The following is a 19,625-nucleotide window of genomic DNA, read 5'->3' as shown; positions in this document are numbered from 1 at the left end:
CATCGTGCCATCGAGCGTTGCGTTCACAACTTTCTCTGTGGAGTCCGGTGCATCATGGCAACCGTCCTGGATCGTTCGGCGGTGGCGAAGGAACGGCTGTCGATCGGCCAGCTCATCCGAGCGCGCCGGCCGGGGTACATGCTCCCGGCCGATTTCTACCTGCGGCAAGACGTGTTCGCGGCCGATCTCGAGGTGATGTTCCGGCGCCAGTGGCTGCTGGTCGGCGTCGCCGCCGACGTGCCCGAGCCCGGCGACGCGTTCACGGTCGACATCGGCGACGCCTCGGTGATCCTCGTGCGCGGCGACGACGATCATGTCCGGGCGTTCCGCAACGTGTGCCGGCATCGCGGCGCCCGTCTGCTCGAGCCCGGGCCCACGACCATCGGCAAGCTGGTCTGCCCCTATCACCAGTGGACCTACGAGCTCACCGGTGAGCTGGCCCACGCCCAGCACATGGGCAAGGACTTCGACCGGAGCTGCCACGGCCTCTTGCCCGTTCACCTGCGCGTCGTCGGCGGCTTCCTGTTCGTCTGCCTCGCCGAGGAGGCGCCGGCCGACATCGACGAGCTCGCCCGGGTGATGGAGCCGCGCCTCGCTCCTTACGACCTGGCCAACACCAAGGTCGCGTTCGAGAAGTCGATCGTCGAGGAGGGCAACTGGAAACTCACGATGGAGAACAATCGTGAGTGCTACCACTGCGCCGGCTCGCATCCGGAGCTGACGAGCTCGTTCATCGCCGCCGATTTCGGCTTCGACCCGGACGCGCTCGAGGGCGAGGAGGCGGAAGAGGTGGCGGCCCACCTGGCGAAGCGCGAGGCGAAGCTCGCCGAATGGGAGGCGCAGGGCTTCGGCTCGTGCCCGGTCGAGCATCTGAGCGGCGGTGACATCAACTTCCGCACCGAGCGCCTGCTGATCGCGGGTGCCGGCGAGTCGGCGACGCTGGACACCAGGATCGCCTGCAAGAAGCTCCTGGGCGGAATCGAGCGCAAGGAGCTGGGCGACCTGCACCTGTGGACGCACACCTCCTGGAGCCACGTCTTCAGCGATCACGCGGTCTGCACCTTCGTCCTGCCGCTGGCGCCGGACCGTACGCTCGTCACCTCGAAATGGCTGGTCCACAAGGACGCGGTGGAGGGCGTGGACTACGACGTCGAGGCGCTGACCCGCGTCTGGCAGGCCACCAACGAGCAGGACGCGGCGCTCGTCGCGCGTGCGCAGCGCGGCGTCCGCGACCCGGCCTACGTGCCGGGCCCCTACTCGCCCTTCACCGAGCGCTACCTCGACCTGTTCGCCACCTGGTATCTCGGGCGCCTCCAGGCGCACGGGTACTGACCGCAGGACCGGGGGAGACCTCGCGTGGGCACCGCCGTCGACGGCTGACGAAGGACATCCGAGATGGACATGGAGGCAAAGATCGCGGCGCACCTCGCCGACGCGCGCGGGACCTGGGATGCCGATACCGACGATGCGCTCGTCTGCCGGCAGGTCCGGCCGGAAACGCACGACGTCAAGACGTTCATCCTCGAGGCACGGCGACCCCGGCTCTTCCGCTACCGGCCCGGGCAGTTCCTGACCTTCGACTTCGCGATCGACGGCCTGCGCATCAACCGCTGCTACACGATCTCCTCGACACCCACCCGCCCGCACCTGATCGCGATCACGGTGAAGCGCGTGCCGGGCGGGCCGGTGTCGAACTGGCTGCACGACCGGCTCGAGCCCGGTATGGAGTTGCGCGCGACCGGGCCTTTGGGCGAGTTCACCTCGCTGGCACATCCGGCGCAGAAGTATCTTTTCCTCTCGGGTGGCAGTGGCATCACGCCCTTGATGTCGATGGCCCGCGCCTACCACGATCTGGCGCTGCCGCGCGACATCGTCTTCGTCCACTTCGCGCGCACGCCGGCCGACATCATCTTCCGCGCCGAGCTCGAGCTCATGGCGCGCAACCTACCGAGCTTCCGCTTCGTGCCGGTCTGTGAGGCCGACGGCCCGGGCGAGCGCTGGGCCGGCTTCTCCGGCCGCGTCTCGCCGCCCCTCCTGCGGCTGATCGCACCGGATTTCCTCGAGCGCGAGGTCATGGTCTGCGGGCCCGCCCCCTTCATGGCGGCGGTGCGCGGCATCCTGGCCGGAGCCGAGTTCGACATGGCCCGGCATCACGAGGAGAGCTTCGACTTCGCGACGCCAGCAGGCGGCACGGAGGAGGAGATGGCGGCACCCGCCGCAAGGGTATTCAAGATCGAGTTCAGGAAGAGCGGCCGCACCGTGGCGTGCGGTGCCGGCAGCTCCGTGCTCGCGGCGGCCAAGGCGGCCGGGATGCGGCTGCCTTCCTCCTGCTCGAAGGGGTTGTGCGGCACCTGCAAGAGCCGGCTCGTGTCGGGCGAGGTCGACATGAAGCATCAGGGCGGCATCCGCCAACGTGAGATCGAGCAGGGGATGGTCCTGCTCTGCTGCGCGAAGCCGCTCACCGACCTCGTCGTCGATCGCTGAAGCAGGAAGAGGCAAAGGAGACGGCGTCATGGAAACCGAGATGCCACAGGCGGAGGCGCGGCGCACGCGGAGCGGCGGGAGAAGTGCCAGACGGGCGCTCAGGTCCGCACCCGACCTCTCCATGCTCCCCGCCCTGCGCCGTAACCTGCCACCCTGCGAGGTCATGGACCCCTCGCAGGTCGAGCGGATCGATGCCGCCTCCATGGCGATCCTCGAGGAAGTGGGGGTCGTCTTCCGCGACCCCGTGGCGCTCGCCGACTGGCGTCGCGTAGGCGCCGACGTGCGCGGCGAACGGGTCCATCTCGACCGCGGCCTCGTGCGCGAGCTCATCGCCACGATACCGGCAACGTTCACCTACCGGGCGCGAAATCCCGACCGTAGCCTGCCTTTCGGTGGGCCTCACGCCATCTTCGTGCCGATGACGGGAGCACCCTACCTGCGCGACCTCGACGACGTGCGCCGCCTGCCGACGCTCGCCGACCTCGAGATGTTCCACAAGCTCGCGCACATGAGCCCGGCGCTGCACTCGACGGCGCATCACATCGTCGAGCCCATGGACGTCAAGGTCAGCCACCGGCACCTTCACATCACCTACTCGTCCATGAAGCACTCGGACAAGACGTTCATGGGGATGACCACCTCGCCCAGGAACGCCGAGGACGTCATGGAGATGTGCGCGATCCTCTTCGGTGAGGACGTCATGGAGGAGACGCCGGTCGTCACCGGCAACTGCAACGGCAACTCGCCGCTCGTTTGGGACGAGGTGATGCTGGGCGCCATGCGCGCCTTCTGCCGGCGCAACCAGCCCGTCCTTTGCTCGCCCTTCGTGCTGGGCGGTGCCAATACCCCGGCCTCCGTCGCCCCCGCCGTGGCCCAGCTCAATGCCGAGGCGCTGAGTGCCTTGGCCTACACGCAGGTCGTGCGCAAGGGCTGCCCCGCGATCTACGGCCACTATCTCTCGACGGTGTCGATGAAATCCGGGGCACCCATGGCGGGCACGCCCGAGATCTCGCTGATGAACTTCATGATCGGCCAGATGGCGCGCTTTTACGGCGTACCCTGGCGGACCTCGAGCCTCCTCGGCGGTGCGAAGACCTTCGACGCGCAGGCGGGCTACGAGAGTGCTACGACCCTCTCGGCCGTGCTCCATGCCGGCGCCAACTACATCTGGCATGCGGCGGGGTGGAACGAGGCCGGGATGCACTGCTCGGTCGCCAAGTTCGTCGTGGATGCCGAGCAGTGCGCCATGGGCTATCGCCTGGCCGAGGGGATCCGTTGGGACGACTTCGACGAGGCGCTCGCGGCGGTGCGGGACGTCGGCCCCGGCGGGCACTATCTCGGACACCCGCACACCCAGGCCAACTTCGAGCGGGCCTTCTTCATGCCCAGGCTGTTCGACAACAATTCCATCGAGCAATGGCAGGCCGAGGGAAGCCAGGAGATCACCGCCCGCGCCCTGGCCCATGCCCGCCGGCTCCTGAGCGAGTACGAGGAGCCGCGTCTCGATGAAGGCGTGGACGAGGCGCTGCGCGACTACATGGCCCGGCGGATGCGCGAGATCCCGGCGGTGGATGCGCTCAACAATGAATACTGATACCGGATCCGGCCGATCGGTTCGGGGAGAGCGGCTCGGTGTCGGCGGGCCACCCGTCGAAGCGGGTGTGCCGCCCGGAGCAGCGCCGGCATGGTGGCCAGCGTGCGGCAACTGGCCGCAACGAGACGCACGGCTGCGCCGTGCGCCGATGTCCCGCTCCGGCCCCGAGCGAGCATCCGTCAGACAAAGGCGAGGCAGGGGCGCCCATCCAGCTCGAGCCGCGTCATGCCGACGCCGTAGACCTCGCCTACCCGCTCGGCGCTCAGCACCTCATCCGGCGTGCCGAGCGCCACGAGGCGGCCCCGAGAGAGCATCGCGACCCGATCGGCGAAGCGTGCCGCGAGATTGAGGTCGTGCAGGACGACCACGAGCCCGCAGCCTGCGCGGGCGAGCCCGACGGCGGCCTCGAGCACGAGCTTCTGGTGCGCGAGGTCGAGGCTCGCGGTCGGCTCGTCCAGAAGCAGCCAGCGCCCGGCCGGTTCTTCGTCCGGCTCGATCACCTGCGCCAGCGCTCGTGCCAGCATCGTTCGCTGCCGCTCGCCACCCGACAGGCTCGGGTAGCGTCGCTCGGCCAGATGTGCCACCTGCGCCAGTGCCATCGCCCGTGCCACCACGGCCGCATCCGCCTCCCGACCGTGCCGCCCGCGATGGGGTGCTCGCCCGAGCATCACGACCTCGCGCACCGTGAACCCGAACGCGAGGGCGATCTCCTGGGCCATTACCGCGCGCCGCCGCGCCAGCGCCAGGGCATCCCAGCGCGCGAGCGGCCGGCCGTCGAGCGCCGCGTGCCCCCGCTCGGGCCGGCGGTGCCCGCTCAACACGCTCATGAGCGTGGACTTGCCGGCCCCGTTCGGGCCGATCAGCGCCGTGATCTCGCCCGGGCGCAGCGCCAGGGACACACCGTCCAGGAGCGCGCGCCTGCGGGCCCGGACCGTGACCTCGACCGCCTCCAGCATCAGCTTCGCCCCCGGTGCCGCAGCAGAAGATGTAGGAACAAGGGTCCGCCGATGCCGGCGGTGAGCACGCCGATCGGCAGCTCCGCCGGCACCACCAGCGTGCGCGCCGCCGTGTCGGCGAGAAGGATGAGGCAGCCGCCGAGGCAGCCCGCGGCCGGCAGGAGGCGCCGGTGGCCCGGGCCGACCAGAAGGCGTGCGAGATGTGGGGCGGCGAGGCCCACGAAGCCGATGATGCCGGTCGTCGCCACGGCGGCGCCCGTGCCGCAGGCCGTCGCCACGATCACCAGCCGTTTCGTGCGCTCGACGGCGAAGCCCAGGTGGTACGCCTCGCGCTCACCCAGAAGCAGCGCGTCGAGTGCCACGGCCCGAAGCGGCAGCGCCAGCGCCGGGGCCAAGAGGAACGGCAGTGCCGGCAGGATGCCGGTCCAGGTAGCACCGGCGAGGCTGCCCATCATCCAGAAGGTCACCTCGCGCAGCGCCCGATCGTCGCTCGCGAACACCAGCCCGCCAATGCCGGCCCCGGTCACGGCGTTGACGGCGATGCCGGCGAGCAGCACGGACGCCACGTCGAGCGCGCCGTCGCGGCGCCCGACCCTTTGCACCAGCATCGTGGCGGCGAGCCCGCCCGCGAACGCCGCGACCGGCAGGAGCCAAGCGCCGAGGCTCTGCAGCGGATCGGGAAGCGGCAGCAGGGGACCGACGACGATCCAGGCCGCGGCCGCGAGCGCCGCCCCGCCCGAGACGCCGATCAGTCCCGGGTCGGCCAAGGGATTGCGGAACAGGCCCTGGATGGTGCCGCCGCACGTGCCGAGTGCCAGCCCCACCGCCACGGCCAGGGCGATCCGGGGCAGCCGGATGTACCAGAGCACGGTGGCCTCCTGGGCGAGCCCGGTCGTGTCGCCGTCCCCGTTCCAGCCAGCGAGGAGCAGCGCCGGCAGCCGGGCGAGCGGAATCGGCACGGCGCCGATGGCGATGGCAGCGACCGTGCAGGCGGCGAGCAGGAGAGCGAGAAGGGGCAGGGCCAGGTTGCGTGGATTCGGCACGGCCCGAGCCGTCGGCAGGCAGGCGAGGGGGCTCGTCATGCGCCGGGCCCTCTCATCCCTCGCGCGCCGAGGCGGGGTGAAGCTGCCGGGCGAGCTCGCGCACCGCCTCGGGCGTGCGCGGCCCGAAGCCCAAGAGCAGCATTCCGTCCATGGCGACGAGCCGGCCGCCCCGGCCGGCGGGTGTTTCGGCGATGCCCGGCAGCCCGAGCACCGCGGCGCGGCCGCCCATGGCCTCGACGGTCTGAGCCATGGCCAGCAGCACGTCGGGTCGGGCCGCCATGGCGGCCTCGGGCGAGAGCGGCTTGTAGCCGGTGAAGCCGGAAAGCGCGTTTGCCCCGCCCGCGAGCCGGATCATGGCATCCGCGGCCGTCTCGACGCCCGCGGCCATGGGAGCACCCTTGCCGGCGGCGATCAGGAACAGGACCCGAGGCCGGTCCGTCATGGCCGCAGTCGCGGCCGTGACGGCTGCGAGTTCCCCTTCGATCCGCGCCGCGAGCACCTCGGCCTCGGGCGCCGCATCCAGAAGACGCCCGATCGTACGCACCTTGTCGCCGATTCCGGCCACGGTCGGCACGTCGGCGATCACCTCCACCCGCACGCCCGCGATCCGGAGCTGGTCCAGCGTTGCAGGCGGACCGCTGTGCTCGATGGCGAGGACGAGGTCGGGATGCAGCGCCAGGATCGGCTCGGCCGACAGGCGCCGCATGTAACCGACATCGGGCAGCGCCGCCACCGCCGGCGGGTAGCGGCTGGTGCTGTCGACGGCGACCAGCCGGTCGCCACGGCCGAGCGCGTGGACGATCTCGGTCACCGCCCCCCCGACCGCGATCAGTCGCTCGGCGGCGTCGACCGTCGTCGGCAGGGTCACCAGGAGAACGAGCAGCAGTGCCTTCATGCGTCGGCCGCCAAACGGGGTAGGCTCGCGGCGATGCGCCGCCAGCTCGCGGTCTCTTCGGCCTCGGGTGCCCGCTCGCCGAACATCATCAGGATCAGCCCGCCCGCGGCATCGAACAGCTCGAGGCTCGTGACGACGCCGAGATCGGTGTGTTTGCGGGCGACCCAGGCCCTGGCGACGAGATCCTCGCGCAGGTGCAGGTTGAAGCCGGGGTCGAGGATGTTCCACCACGGTCCCACCGCCTTGAGTCGCTGGATCGTGCCGGTATGAATCTGGATGCAGCCCGGGTTCGGCACGAAGATCATGATCGAGACGTCGTCCTCGACCGCCCGCTCGCAGGCGAGCTGGAAGGCGTGCGGCTCGACCTGCCAGGCGAGGTCGTCGCCCACGAGGCGGAACGCCTGCTCGCGCCCGGCACCCAGGTCCTCGAGCAGACCGTGAAACCGGTGGACGTCGCCGAGCCCGAACCAGCGCGTGCGCAAGATCTCGCGGTCGATCATGTCGTCAGGCCGATCCAGGGGCCTTCCAGCCGATGGCGCCACCGCGAGCGGGGCGTCCTGCTCCGGTATCGCGAAGCCCGCGGCCAGCTCGGCGAAGGCGCGATGATCGCTGTACTCCTTGAGGTGGATCTTGTGGACCGCCGTGCCGTCGGCGGCGAAGAACTGGAAGCTGCGCCGGGGCGGGCCGCTCGGGGACGCCTCCTCGACCGCGAAACCGAAGCGCCAGTGGCGGAGGAAGAGGCGCAGGTCGATCAGGCGGCCGAAGGCGCCGCCCACCTCGCCGGAGAAGCGCAGATCGCCATAGGCGCCGACCTTCTCGTGCACGGCGACCTCGTTGCGGGTCAGCGCCATGACCGTGCCGAGGCGGGGCACCTCGCACAAGAGCGCCGGCCATTCAGGGCGCAGGCGCGTCACGCGCATGCCCACCGGCGCATCGAAGCCGGCGTGCGCGGCCAGGAGCTCGGCCTCGCTGATGCCGAGCCGGGCGGCGAGGTCGCGCGCGCGCAGCCCTTCAGCCTGCTTCAGCCGTGCGGCGTCGGCGCGGATGGCATCGGGATGCGGACGCGCGAGGATGGGGAAAGCGGTCGGCATGAGGGTGTCACCAGCGGAGCGTGTAGGAGATGGCAGCCTTGAAGTCGCGGCCTTCTTCGACCGCACCCGTGAACACCTGGGCGTAGGTCTCGTCGAAGAGATTGTCGACGCCGAGGTCGAGCCGCACGCCCTCGAGCGGGCCTTCGGCCGGCTCCCAGGTCGCGAACAAGCCGTGGACCCGATAGGCGTCGCGCTCCTCGCCGGGGTCGGCGCGGTCGAGCCGGCCGGCGAAGATGCCCCGCCAGCCCGCGACCACGTCGATCTCGGGCAGCTTGACGGCAAGCTGGGCGGTGAGCCGGTTGGGCTGGAGCACGCCGAGCGGGCGGCCGGTGTTCTCGTCCTCGCCGTCGAGCTGCGCGTAGCCGAGCGCTGCGAGGATGCGCCGGTTCTCGTAAGCAGCCTCGATCTCGGCCCCTTGGAGCTCGGCGTCGGCGACGTTGACCGCCCGGGTAGTGCCGTCGCAGTTGGGCGGGAAGCAGCTCGGCGGCGTGGGCTGGACGACCTCGAGGTCGATGAAGTCCTTGCCCTTGATCCAGAAGTACGAGCCCTTGACCTGAACCTTGTCGCCCTCGAAGGCGACATTCTCGAGCTTCAGGCCGGCGCCGATCTCGTAGTTGGTGGTTTCCTGCGGCTTCAGGTCGGTGTTGGCGACGAAGAAGTTGTCGCCGAAGCGAGGGATCGAGAAGTGGAGGCCGTTGGCGTAGAGCTCGTCGAAGGTGGGCGCTCGGAAAGCCTGGGCATAAGTGCCGAACAGCGACAGCCATTCCACCGGCAGCCAGGTGACGCCGAGCTTCGGCGAAAGCTTGCCGTCGTCGGTGTCCTCGCCGAACGGGCTCGCGTTGCTGAAATGGTCGTAGCGCAGACCCGGGATGACGAGCCAGGTCCCCGGCGTGCCGAGCGGCCGGTCGAGCACGAGCTCGTCCTGCAGGAACAGGGCCGTGGTCGTCGCCTCGGCGTCGGGCACGCCCGCACGCTCGTTGTCGGCGGTGACGCTGCTCCTCCCGTCCTGGTCGTCGCGGTAGGCCTCGACGCCATAGGTGAAGAGCGAGCTCGTGCCGCCGCCATGGTCGAGCCGGGTGCGGTTGTCGGCGCGCATTCCCACCGTGTCGACCTTGCGGGTGAGCCTGGCTCCTTCGGGGCTCAGGCCCGTGTCGTCGAGCGGACGCTCCTCGACCTCGGTGCCGGCATAGTAGGCGGTGAGGCCGAGATCGAGCCACGGCCGGTCGGGGCTCGACCAGCGCCAGCCCGCCCGGAGCGTATCGTTGCGGATATCCTTGTCGGTGAGACCGCCGCTACCGAGGCCTTGCGGGTTGTTGGGCTCCTCCGCCTCGCCGCGGAAGCCGAGATAGGAGAGCTCGAACCGGTGGTTCCGGACGCCGGTGTAGCTCCCTTTGAGCAGGCCCGCGAACGTCTCCTGGCCGGCATCGTGCAGCCGGCTGCCGTCGCCGAGCTCGATCGAGGCGGAATCGCGCAAGCTCAGGCTGCCGACGAGGTCGGTGCCCTGGGCTTGCGCGAACCCCGTCGCCTGGAACTGGCGCTCCTTGTCGGCGGTCGCGTAGCCGGTGCGAAAGCGCGTACCCGCGGTCTCGCCCGCGCGCAGGAAGTCGGCGGCGTCCACCGTGCGGAACTCGATCGTGCCGCCGAGGCCGCCCGAGCCGTAGAGGGCGGAAGTCGGGCCGCGCACGACCTCGACCCGCTTCGTCAGGTCGGGGTCGATGAACAGGCGGCCGTCGTGGCCGGAATGGAAGCTCTGCCGGGTGCCGTCGAAAAGCACCGTCACATCGGGGCCGCTGAAGCCGCGGATGCTGGGCACCTCACCCGTGCGGCGCGGCCCGCCCTCGAACGCCACGCCCGGCACGTAGCGCAGCACGTCCGCGGGCTTGGACGGGTTCAGGCTCTCGATCTGCCGTCGCCCGACCACCGAGACCTGGCCCGGGTACTCGAAACTTTCCAGGGGGTTCGAGGTCGCGGTGACGGTGATGGGGTCGAGCACGGCCCCGTCGGGCGAGGTGGCACCCGTGCCACCCGCCTGCTCCTGCGCCGCCGCCCCGGCGCCTGCCATCGCCGCCGCCGCGGCGACGAGAAGGCCATGCGAGCGCCGCATGGCAATGGTTCGGCCAGTCATGGCCCTGCCTGCCTCCTGTCTGGTCGTCCGTGGCTGGCTCGCGGCCGGGGGATGGCTGCTGGCTGGCTGGGGTCCTCCGCGCGCGGCGGAGGTTCTATTTCGTGAGAATGAGCTTGCCGTTGCCCGTCACGCGCAGCCGGTAGATGCTGCCGTTGTGGACGATCTGGAGCTCCCGACGGCCACCCAGCAGCTCCCTGCTGCTGACCGGCTGCCGCGCATCGTCCTGCCCGGTGCTCGGCGCCTGGGGCTCGTCGGCCTGTCGGGGCATTGCGTTCGATCGGTCGGGTTTCATGGCGGCGCCCGAATAACCGTTGAAATGAATATATGTCAACAGTCCAGCCATAATCTCGAATTATTCAAGTTTTGTTCTATTCGCATAGAAAATTTGAATAATTCCAAGAAGAGAGCTCGGAAGGCCGGAGAGCCGACCATGTGCCGCGGCGGGGCCGTCCGCTCGGTCAGCCCAGGCGGAACTGGACCGGGACGGTCAGCTCGAGCCGGTCCTGCGGCAGATCGGCCGGCATGGCGGGAAAAGGGGCGGCGCGGCGGACCATGGTGGCGACCTCGCGGTCGAGCGGCTCGTGGCCCGAGCTGCGCTCGATCTTCCAGCTCAGAAGCCGACCGTCGCGGCCGATCGCGAAACGGAGCAGGACGGTGCCTTCCTCGCGGCGCAGACGGGATACAGACGGGTACTCCTTGTGACGCTCCAGCCAGGCGGCAAGCCGGGTCAGATAATTCTGCATGGTGCCCGGCTCGCTGCCGCCGGGCGCAGCACCGGCTTGGCCGGGTGCTGGGGTGGGTTCGCCGCCGGAACGGCCTTCTGCTGCCTCGGGCGCGGCTCTGTCCGCATCGGCTGGACTCGGAGCGGTGCCGGGCGCCGCCGTGGCTTGCGGCTTCGGTCCCGGCTGCGCCACCGTCCTCGCCGCCGCGCCCGGCGCGGGCTGACGCCGGGCCTGCGCCACCGGAGGCCGTGGCTTGGGCAGCGCCGGCGCGGCCGTGCTCGCCGCAGCGGGCGCCGTGGTGGTCGACGTCTGCTCTGCCGAGGGGGGCGGCTCGACCGGTGCTGGCTGCGCCGGGACGGCGGCGGCAGGCAGGACGGCCCGCGTCGTCTCGGCCTTTGGCGCTTCCGACGGCGCCGTAGCGGCGGCAGCGCTGCCGGCCGGTGCCAGCGCCACCTCGATGCCACCCCTGCCGGTCGCGATCGCGCCGGGCCGGGGCGGGTCGGTCATCGACCACAGCCAGACGAACGGCGCGAGGTGGAGCAGCGCAGCCGTGGCGACGGCCCAGGAGCGGGCAACGGTGGGCGGCATGACGGGTCAGCGCGCCGTGGTGGCGACAGGTGCCTCGCCCGCTTCGGCCAGCAGGATCACCTTGGCGAAGCCTGCGCCCGATGCCAGGCCCATGATGCGCATCACCTCGCCGTAAGCGATCGTCCGGTCGCCGCGCACATGGAGCGTGGCCGAGGGATCGGTGGCGGCGAGCGCCCGCAGGCGGTCGCCCAGGGCCGCAGGCTCGACCGGCTCGTCGTCCAGGTAGACCCGGCCGGTGCGGTCGATGCTGAGGACGAGCGGATCGCGCGGCGGGCTCGCCGCCTTGGCGCCGATCCGGGGGAGCTGCACCGGTACCTCCGCCGTCATCAGCGGCGTGGTCGCCATGAACACGACGAGCAGAACCAGCATGACGTCGACGAGCGGCGTCACGTTGATCTCGGCGAGCGGCCGGTAGCCGCCCGGGGCCTCGTTGCCGATCGGGGAAAGCGCCATGCTATTCGGCCGCCTGCAGCGCCGCGGCCCTGGGCTCGCGCGCGAGCGAGGCGCCGAGCCGGCCGATCGTCGCGTCGAGCCGCTGGCCGAGCCGGCCGAGCTCGGTCACGAGCTTGTTGTAGCCCATCACGGCCGGGATGGCGGCGACGAGGCCGATCGCGGTCGCGAACAAGGCCTCGGCGATGCCGGGCGCCACCGTCGCGAGGCTGGTGTCGTTGCTGGCGGCGATGCTCGCGAAGCTGCGCATGATGCCCCAGACCGTGCCGAGAAGGCCGACGAAAGGGGCAGCCGAGCCGACCGTGGCGAGGAACGGCAGGCCGGGTTCGGCACGGCGCAGGTGTCCGGCCGCCGCCTCGCGCATGGCCCGCTCGATGCGGCCGCGCCGCTCCGCCCGGCTCTCGCCGAGGTCGCGATCGTGCCATTCGGCGAGCGCGGCCTCGAGGACCCCGCGGCCGAGCGGCCCCAAGGCCGTCGTGTCGCTCAAGGTGCCGCCGCGGGCAAGATGCCGCTCGAGCCGTGCCGCCTGGCGCCGCAGCGCCACGATGCGCACGAGCCGATCGAGGAGGATGGCCCAGCACGCCACCGACGCCAGGACGAGCAGCGCCATGATGGCCTTGACCACGGGGTCAGCGGCCATGAAGAGGGCCACGGGCGAGAGATCGGGCAGGGCCGCCGCTACGGCCGACGGCTCCTGCAGACCAGAGGCGGGGGCATCCAAGGCCTTCTCCTCCATGCTGCCCATCGAATCGGGGGCGACTGCACCGCGCGTCGCCGATAGCACAGGCATCCGCGGTGACAAAGACGAAGCACTCCAGATTGATGTTGTAATAACTTCAAAGAAAGCGTGACCTCGTTCACGATGCAGTACCGCGATTACGCGGCTGATCCGGCGGCTCAACGGAGGGATCGAGCGGCATAGCGGGTGATCGGCGCCTGGAAGGCGCGCACCCGCTCGGGCTGGTGCCTGCGCAGCCGGCGCAGGCAGCCGCGCGGGCGGCGCTCCAGCCCCGCCTCGGTGCGCCGGGCGGGAGCTCGTCCGGGTTGTGCTCCGGGGCGTAGCAGGCCGGCAGGACGAGCAGCGCGGTCTTCTCCCGAGGCTCGGCCACCCAGGCCTGCGCCTTCCTTGTGGACCTCGAGATGGTCGACGATCGGGAGCAGCCCGCACCAGCTGCGGCGGAGTGAAGCCCATCGGGTCTCGAGGCCCGATCGATCCTCGACGGGATATGGCAAGGACCGGCAGGCACGGCGGGAGCTGATCGCCCGGACCAAGTCGCGCTGGCAGCAGGAGCTGAGCGCGATGGATCACGAGAACGACGATCCCGGCGTCACCTGGAGCAGACGCGCGGGGGCGCGATCGCAACCGGATGAGCCCGCGGCAGGCCCGGTGCGCCATCATGGCAGCCTGGCCACGGCGGCCGTGGCTTGTCGAAGCAGGCAGGGGCCGCTGGATCCAGCGACCTGCGGCCGTCGGGCTGAGCGGAGCAAGCGGTCGTGGCTACAGAACGCGACCTGCCTATCGGCTGCAGCTCCACGGTAGAGCCGAGAGTGCCGGCCTCGTGCCCGCTCTCAGGCTCCTCGCTCCCGCGCGGCGAGCGCTCGGTCGACGAAGGTGCCGGCCTCGCCGGTATAGGTGGCGGGATCGAGCAGCCGGTCGAGCTCGGGCGCGCTCAGCTCCGCCACGATCTCAGGCATCGCGCGCAGCACCTCGCCCAGATCCCGCCCTTCGGCCACCGCCCGCTTCGTCGCCCGCTCCAGCAGCGCGTGTGCCTGCTGCCGTCCGAGCTTCGCCCCCAGCGCCATCTGCACCGCCTCGGCCATGATCAGGCCCCGGGTCGTCTCCAGCCCGGCCCGCATCGCCACGGGATCGACCTCGAGCCCTTCCACGATCTCCACCATGCGGCGCAGAGCTCCCGCCGCGAGCAGCGCCAGCTCGGGCAACGTCTGCCACTCGGCATGCCAGCCGCCCAGGCCCCGCTCGTGCTCCTGCGGCATCGCAGCCAGCAGCGTCGCCACCAAGCCCGGCGCCCGGATCGCTGCCGACAGCACGACGGCGGCACCCACCGGATTGCGCTTGTGCGGCATCGTCGACGAGCCGCCCTTGCCCGGCGCCGCCGGCTCGAACGCCTCGGCGACCTCGGTCTGCATCAAGAGCGCGAGATCACGCGCCATCTTCCCCAGGCTGCCGGCGAGCAGCCCGAGCCAGGCCGCGAGCTCGGCGAGGCGGTCGCGATGGGCGTGCCAGGGCAGGTCGGGTACGGCGAGGTCGAGCTGCTGCGCCAGCGCGCGCGTCACCTCGAGCCCGCGTCCGCCCAAGGATGCCAGCGTGCCGACCGCCCCGCCGAACTGCAGCACGAGGAGCCGCGGGCGCAGCGCGCGCAGGCGCTCGTGGTGGCGCAGTACGGCGTCGAGCCAGCCCGCGGCCTTGAGGCCGAAGGTGAGCGGCAGCGCCTGCTGCAGCCAGGTGCGGCCCACCATCAGCGTGTCGCGGTGGCGGCGGGCGAGATCCGCGAGCGCCACCTCGAGGCGGTCGAGATCGGCCTCGAGCAGGACGAGACAGGCGCGGAGCTGCAGCACGAGGCCGGTATCCATCGCGTCCTGGCTCGTGGCTCCCCAATGCACGTAGCGGGCGGCCGTCTCGTCCGTCTCGGCGACCAGCGCCGTGAGCCGCTTGACCATCGGGATCGCGGGATTGCCGGCGAGCGCGGCCGCTTCCCCGAGGGCAGCGAGGTCGAACAGCTCGGCCCGGCATCTGGCCGCGATCGGCTCAGCAGCAGCAGCGGGGATCACCCCGACCGCAGCCTCGGCCCGGGCGAGCGCCGCCTCGAAGTCGAGCATGCCCTGCAGGCGTGCTCGGTCGTCCAGAAACGCGGCGACTTCGGTGGTGCCGAACAGGGGATCCAGCAGGCTGGACGGGGCGGAAGACGTCACGTGGCTCGGACCTCCTCGTCTCGGGTCGAGCAAAGGACCGTCACGGCCGGCCTCAGGCGGCGGGCGGCAAGCGCAACAGCGCGCGCGCCTCGGCAACGGTGGCGGGCCGGCGGCCGTATTCCGGGCAAAGCTCGACCACCCGCCTGACCAGCGCCGCGTTCGAGGGGGCGAGCGTGTCACGGTCGAGTCGGACATTGTCCTCCAGACCCGTCCGGCAGTGCCCGCCCAGCTCCAGCGACCAGCGGTGCAGCGTGAGCTGGTCACGGCCGATCCCCGCTCCCGTCCAGGTCGCATCCGGCGCAAGGCGCTTCAAGGTCCGCACGTAGAATTCGAACACCTCGCGGTCCACCGGCATCGCGTTCTTCACCCCCATCACGAACTGCACGTGCAAGGGGCCTTCGATCTTCCCGGCCTTTTGCATCTCGACCGCCTGGAAGATCATCGAGAGGTCGAATGCCTCGATCTCGGGCTTGACCCCAAAGCGCCGCATCTCGGCTGCCAGCCAGTCCACGAGCTCGGGCGGGTTCTCGTAGACCCGGGTCGGGAAGTTGCACGAGCCGGTCGCGAGCGAGGCCATGTCGGGGCGAAGGTGCAGCATGCCGCCGCGTTCCTGGCCGGCACCCGAGCGGCCGCCGGTCGAGACCTGCAGGATCATGCCGGGGCAGTGCTTGCGCAGGCCCTCGAGCAGGCGGGCGAAGCGCTCGGGATCGGAGCTCGGGGTCTCGTCGTCGTTGCGCACGTGCAGGTGCGCCAGCGTCGCCCCGGCTTCGAACGCCGCCTGGGTCGATTCGATCTGCTCGGTGACCGTGATCGGCACCGCCGGGTTGTCCTTCTTGCGTGGCAAGGAGCCGGTGATCGCCACCGTGATGATGCAGGGCTCGGCCATGGGGCTGTCTCCTTCGTGGGCAAAGGGCTGGGTCAGGTGGTCTGGCGGGCGTCCTCGACCGGGGCGGCGGTCCTGGCCCGGGCCTCCTCGATGCTCACCCCCCGCTCGGGGATGCCGCGCAGGCCGAAGCCGCCGGTCACGATCGTCCTCCCGTCGCGCAAGAGGCCCGAGAGCGCGGCCTGCGCATCCTCGTATACCTCCCGCATGGAACGCTCCCGCTTAGACGTCGAAGAACACGGTCTCGTCCTCGCCCTGAAGACGGATGTCGAACCGGTACACCACCTGGCCTTGGCGCTCCTCGCGCCGGGCCAGGAGCGTCTTGCGCCGCTCCTCCTGCTCGATCAGCCGCAGGACCGGGTCCTTGGCGTTGGCATCGGCCTCGTCCGCGAAGTAGATCCGGGTGTTGAGATGGATGTTGATGCCGCGGGCGAACACGGCCACGTTGATGTGGGGCGCCATCAGGGTGCCGTGCCGGCCGGGCACCGGCCCCGGCTTCACCGTCTCGAACCACCAAAGGCCCGTCGCGAAGTCGCTCACCGCCCGGCCGAAGCCGCGGAACGCAGGATCGACCGGCTTGTCCTGGCGGTCGGCGGGATGATGATACTTGCCGTGCGCGTTGGCCTGCCAGATCTCGATCATGGCGTCGCGCACGAGCGCACCGGTGCCGTCGTGGACATGACCTTCGAGCCGGATGCGCTCGCCGGCAGCACCCTCCGCGGCCAGGACGTGCCAGCGCTCGCCCTCGCGGATATCGATGCCGGCCGCGCGCGGCATCATCCCGATGTGGAGATAAGGACCGGCGGTCTGGGAAGCGGTCTCGATCAGCATGGGCTCAGGCCCCCTCGATCCTGTTCTCGAACGGCGTCTGCCGCCGCCCACGCAGCACGATGTCGAAACGATAGGCGATCGTGTCCAAGGGAATGGTCTCGTCGAGATCGAGCCGGGCGACGAGCCGCTCGCGCGCGCCCGGATCCGGGATCGACTTGTAGATCGGGCAGTGCCGCAGCAAGGGGTCGCCCTCGAAGTAGAGCTGGGTGACGAGCCGGGTGACGAAGCCGTGGCCGAAGATCGAGAAATGGATGTGCGCCGGCCGCCAGTCGTTGAGCCGGTTGCGCCAGGGATAGGGGCCGGGCTTGATCGTGCGGAACCGGTACCAGCCCTCCTCGTCGCTGAGCGTGCGGCCGCAGCCGATGAAGTTGGGATCGAGCGCCGCCACGTAGTCGTCGTTGACATGGCGATAGCGGCCGCCGGCATTGGCCTGCCAGATCTCGATCAGAGCGCCGGGCACCGGCCGCGCGTTCTCGTCGAGCACGCGGCCGTGGACGATGATCCGCTCGCCGATCGGATCCTGGTCGACACGGCCGTTCGCGAGCAGGTCGTTGTCGAGCGGGTGCAGCATCTCGTGCCCGAACACCGGCCCGGTGATCTCGGACAGGGACTGCTGCAGGGCGATCAGCGGCCGCCGCGGCGAACGCGTGACGCTCGTCTTGTAGTCGGGAAAATAAGCCGGGGGATGGATCGCGCGGTTGCGCGGGCGGTACTCGCCGTCGAAGTTCATCGCTGCTCTCCCTGTGGGCTCGGCGCCGGCGGCAGGTCGGCATAGACCTCCTTGGCGATGCGGATGGCGGTGTTGGCGGCCGGCACGCCGGCATAGACGGCGACCATCAGGAGCACCTCCTTGACGTCCTCCTCGGTAGCACCGGTGTTGCGGGTGGCGCGGATGTGCATGGCGAGCTCCTCCTCGTGGCCCAGCGCCGCCATGAGGCCGATCACCAGCATCGAGCGGGTGCGCTTGTCGAGGCCGGGCCGGGACCAGACCGAGCCCCAGGCCCCCTCGACGATGAAGCGCTGGAAATCGGCATCGAAGGCGGTTTTCCTGGCCTCGGCAAGGTCGACATGCGCGTCGCCCAGGACGCTGCGCCGGACCGACATGCCGGTTGCATATCGCTCGTCAGGCAAAGCCTTTCTCCTCCAGGAAGGTCCGGATCACCTGCGCCACGCGATCCGGCTGCTCGACGCAGGGCAGATGCCCCGCCTCGGGCACCGTCACGTAGGCGGCGTCGGGGATGAGCCGTGCGAGCTCCAGGACCAGAGCCGGCGGCGTGGCGCCGTCCTCCTCGCCGACGAGGCACAGCGCCGGCAGGCGGAGCGCGGCGGTCGAGAGGCCGAGATCGGCGTCGCGGATGGCCGCGCAGCAGCCGAGATAACCTTCGACCGGCGTGCGGATCAGCATGTTGCGCCAGCCGGCGAGCTCGTCCGGGTGCCGTTCGCGGAAGGCACGTGCGAACCAGCGCTCGAGAATCGCATCGGCGATGCTCGCTATGCCACCGGTTCTGACGGCGTCGATCCGCTGCTGCCAGGTCTCGGCGGTGCCGATCTTGTGGCTCGTGTCCATGAGCACGAGGCCCGCCACGAGATCCGGCCGTCCGACAGCGAGCTGCTGCGCGATCATGCCACCAATCGAGAGCCCGACCACGATCGCGCCGCGGACGTCCAGCGCATCGAGCAGCCGCTCGAGGTCGCTCGCGAGCTGAGGGATGGTGTAGGGGCCGGGCGAGAGGTCGGTGAGGCCGTGGCCGCGCTTGTCGTAGCGGATCACCCGGAACGAGCGCTCGAGAGCGGGCAGCAGTGCATCCCACACGCGCAGGTCGGTGCCGAGCGAGTTGACGAGAACGAGCGGCCGTCCCCGGCCGTCTCCGGAGAGCGCATGATGGACGACGATGTCGCCCGAGCGCATGAACATGGTGCTCACCTCCCGATCCGCAGCCGCCGATCCTTTGCACGCGGACTGTCTCGTTCATGGAGCCGCGAGCAGAAAGATCGCTCAGCGTTTCCGTTATGGGAAGTGATATTATAGACCATATCGATAACCATGAGGTAATGAGTATCGGGCATCAGGAGAGGGAGCTTGATCGATCCGCGCATCAAGATCCGGCATCTGCAGTGCTTTCTCGAGGTCGCGCGTTTGGGCCATGTCGGGCGGGCCGCCGACCGGCTCGCGATCACCCAGCCGGCGGTGTCGAAGACCCTGCGCGAGCTCGAGGACATCCTCGCGGTGCGGCTGTTCGAGCGCAGCCGGCGTGGCCTCGTGCTCACCGGCCCGGGCGAGCTGTTCCGGCACTTCGCCGCCACCAGCGTCGTGGCGCTGCAGCAGGCGGTCGACAGCGTGGCGCAGGGCCGGATGCGCGGCGACACGATGGTCCGCGCAGGTGCTTTGCCGACGGTGGCGGCCCGCCTGATGCCTGCGGCCGTGCGGGCCTTTGCCGCGGCCAGGCTCGGGGCCACGGTCAGCCTCCTGACCGGCCCCAACCGGTTCCTTCTGGACCGGCTGAAGAGCCGCGATCTCGACCTCGTGGTCGGCCGGTTGGCCGATACCGAGCAGATGACCGGGCTCGCCTTCGAGCAGCTCTATTCGGAGCGGCTGGCGCTGGTGGTGCGTCCCGGCCATCCGCTCCTCGCGCGTCCGGAGCTCGATCTCAAGGCCATTCGCGAGCACGTGGTGCTCATGCCGACCAAGGAGGACATCATCCGCCCGATGGTCGACCGATTGCTGCTGGTCAACGGCATCGGCGCGCTCGAGCGGCGGATCGAGACCGTGTCGGGCGACTTCGGCCGGACTTTCCTCAAGCAGAGCGATGCGGTCTGGTTCATCTCCCACGGTGTCGTGGCGCTCGATCTCGCCGCCGGCCAGCTCGTCGAGCTGCCGGTGGACATGTCGGACACGACGGGCCCGGTCGGGATGACGATCCGCGCCGACGAGCGACCTTCGCCGGCGGCAACGCTCCTCATGCAGGCGATCCGCGAGGCCGCCAAGGCGATCCGAACCAACCCGAGCCGAGCCGCGCATCCGTGAATGCCGA

Annotated in this window: 20 protein-coding genes; 4 read left to right on the top strand and 16 right to left on the bottom strand. The window is 70.5% G+C overall.

The window, feature by feature from the left end:
- Window positions 1-54: 54 nt before the first annotated feature.
- The 3 genes from U1T56_RS16020 to U1T56_RS16010 all read left to right on the top strand — a co-directional run bounded on the left by U1T56_RS16020 (window position 55) and on the right by U1T56_RS16010 (window position 4,078).
- Complete coding sequence (locus U1T56_RS16020; RefSeq protein ID WP_418160489.1) at window positions 55-1,332, top strand: aromatic ring-hydroxylating oxygenase subunit alpha; 1,278 nt, start codon at window positions 55-57, stop codon at window positions 1,330-1,332.
- Between the two features lie 63 nt (window positions 1,333-1,395).
- Window positions 1,396-2,484: an FAD-binding oxidoreductase gene (locus U1T56_RS16015; RefSeq protein WP_418160488.1), complete on the top strand. Its 1,089-nt coding sequence runs from the start codon at window positions 1,396-1,398 to the stop codon at window positions 2,482-2,484.
- A 28-nt stretch (window positions 2,485-2,512) separates the two neighbouring features.
- The gene (locus U1T56_RS16010) at window positions 2,513-4,078 is read left to right on the top strand and encodes a trimethylamine methyltransferase family protein (protein ID WP_418160487.1); all 1,566 of its coding nucleotides are present in this window, start codon (window positions 2,513-2,515) and stop codon (window positions 4,076-4,078) included.
- A gap of 179 nt (window positions 4,079-4,257) precedes the next feature.
- On the opposite strand, the gene U1T56_RS16005 is transcribed toward U1T56_RS16010, so the two are convergent.
- The 16 genes from U1T56_RS16005 to pcaD all read right to left on the bottom strand — a co-directional run bounded on the left by U1T56_RS16005 (window position 4,258) and on the right by pcaD (window position 18,508).
- Complete coding sequence (locus U1T56_RS16005; RefSeq protein ID WP_418160486.1) at window positions 4,258-5,034, bottom strand: heme ABC transporter ATP-binding protein; 777 nt, start codon at window positions 5,032-5,034, stop codon at window positions 4,258-4,260.
- Window positions 5,034-6,116 (bottom strand): FecCD family ABC transporter permease, encoded by a 1,083-nt coding sequence (locus tag U1T56_RS16000; RefSeq protein WP_418160485.1) that lies wholly within the window; start codon window positions 6,114-6,116, stop codon window positions 5,034-5,036. Before U1T56_RS16000 ends, U1T56_RS16005 begins: the two co-directional genes overlap by 1 nt.
- Window positions 6,117-6,129: 13 nt before the next feature.
- Complete coding sequence (locus U1T56_RS15995; RefSeq protein WP_418160484.1) at window positions 6,130-6,972, bottom strand: heme/hemin ABC transporter substrate-binding protein; 843 nt, start codon at window positions 6,970-6,972, stop codon at window positions 6,130-6,132.
- Window positions 6,969-8,063, bottom strand: coding sequence for a hemin-degrading factor (locus U1T56_RS15990; protein WP_418160483.1), 1,095 nt, complete (start codon window positions 8,061-8,063; stop codon window positions 6,969-6,971). Before U1T56_RS15990 ends, U1T56_RS15995 begins: the two co-directional genes overlap by 4 nt.
- Before the next feature lie 7 nt (window positions 8,064-8,070).
- A complete protein-coding gene (locus tag U1T56_RS15985; protein WP_418160482.1) occupies window positions 8,071-10,188 on the bottom strand; it encodes a TonB-dependent hemoglobin/transferrin/lactoferrin family receptor in 2,118 nt (705 codons plus the stop codon).
- Between the two features lie 94 nt (window positions 10,189-10,282).
- Window positions 10,283-10,456, bottom strand: coding sequence for a hemin uptake protein HemP (locus U1T56_RS15980; RefSeq protein WP_418160481.1), 174 nt, complete (start codon window positions 10,454-10,456; stop codon window positions 10,283-10,285).
- Between the two features lie 190 nt (window positions 10,457-10,646).
- Entirely contained in the window at window positions 10,647-11,498 is an 852-nt protein-coding gene (locus tag U1T56_RS15975; RefSeq protein WP_418160480.1) for an energy transducer TonB, read from the bottom strand.
- 6 nt (window positions 11,499-11,504) lie between these two features.
- Complete coding sequence (locus tag U1T56_RS15970; protein WP_418160479.1) at window positions 11,505-11,951, bottom strand: biopolymer transporter ExbD; 447 nt, start codon at window positions 11,949-11,951, stop codon at window positions 11,505-11,507.
- Window position 11,952: 1 nt separating this feature from the next.
- The gene (locus U1T56_RS15965) at window positions 11,953-12,684 is read right to left on the bottom strand and encodes a MotA/TolQ/ExbB proton channel family protein (protein WP_418160478.1); all 732 of its coding nucleotides are present in this window, start codon (window positions 12,682-12,684) and stop codon (window positions 11,953-11,955) included.
- 833 nt (window positions 12,685-13,517) lie between these two features.
- On the bottom strand, window positions 13,518-14,879 hold the full coding sequence (locus U1T56_RS15960; protein WP_418160477.1) for a 3-carboxy-cis,cis-muconate cycloisomerase: 1,362 nt from the start codon (window positions 14,877-14,879) through the stop codon (window positions 13,518-13,520).
- 52 nt (window positions 14,880-14,931) lie between these two features.
- Entirely contained in the window at window positions 14,932-15,765 is an 834-nt protein-coding gene (locus U1T56_RS15955) for a 3-oxoadipate:acetyl-CoA acetyltransferase (RefSeq protein ID WP_418160476.1), read from the bottom strand.
- Window positions 15,766-15,797: 32 nt separating this feature from the next.
- The gene (locus U1T56_RS15950; protein ID WP_418160475.1) at window positions 15,798-15,971 is read right to left on the bottom strand and encodes a CoA-transferase; all 174 of its coding nucleotides are present in this window, start codon (window positions 15,969-15,971) and stop codon (window positions 15,798-15,800) included.
- Between the two features lie 13 nt (window positions 15,972-15,984).
- Complete coding sequence (gene pcaG / locus U1T56_RS15945; RefSeq protein WP_418160474.1) at window positions 15,985-16,593, bottom strand: protocatechuate 3,4-dioxygenase subunit alpha; 609 nt, start codon at window positions 16,591-16,593, stop codon at window positions 15,985-15,987.
- 4 nt (window positions 16,594-16,597) lie between these two features.
- Complete coding sequence (gene pcaH, locus U1T56_RS15940) at window positions 16,598-17,323, bottom strand: protocatechuate 3,4-dioxygenase subunit beta (protein WP_418160473.1); 726 nt, start codon at window positions 17,321-17,323, stop codon at window positions 16,598-16,600.
- Window positions 17,320-17,724 carry a 4-carboxymuconolactone decarboxylase gene (pcaC, locus tag U1T56_RS15935; protein WP_418160472.1) on the bottom strand — a complete coding sequence of 135 codons (405 nt, stop codon included), beginning with the start codon at window positions 17,722-17,724 and terminating at the stop codon, window positions 17,320-17,322. Before pcaC ends, pcaH begins: the two co-directional genes overlap by 4 nt.
- Window positions 17,717-18,508 carry a 3-oxoadipate enol-lactonase gene (gene pcaD, locus U1T56_RS15930; RefSeq protein ID WP_418160508.1) on the bottom strand — a complete coding sequence of 264 codons (792 nt, stop codon included), beginning with the start codon at window positions 18,506-18,508 and terminating at the stop codon, window positions 17,717-17,719. The genes pcaC and pcaD overlap by 8 nt, the downstream gene beginning before the upstream one ends.
- Window positions 18,509-18,673: 165 nt before the next feature.
- Between pcaD and pcaQ the strand changes: the two genes are divergently transcribed.
- On the top strand, window positions 18,674-19,618 hold the full coding sequence (gene pcaQ, locus U1T56_RS15925; RefSeq protein WP_418160471.1) for a pca operon transcription factor PcaQ: 945 nt from the start codon (window positions 18,674-18,676) through the stop codon (window positions 19,616-19,618).
- Window positions 19,619-19,625 lie beyond the last annotated feature (7 nt).

The organism is Benzoatithermus flavus, from assembly GCF_037908215.1.
GTDB classification, from domain to species: domain Bacteria; phylum Pseudomonadota; class Alphaproteobacteria; order Geminicoccales; family Geminicoccaceae; genus Benzoatithermus; species Benzoatithermus flavus.
This window is presented reverse-complemented; position numbering and strand designations above follow the sequence as displayed.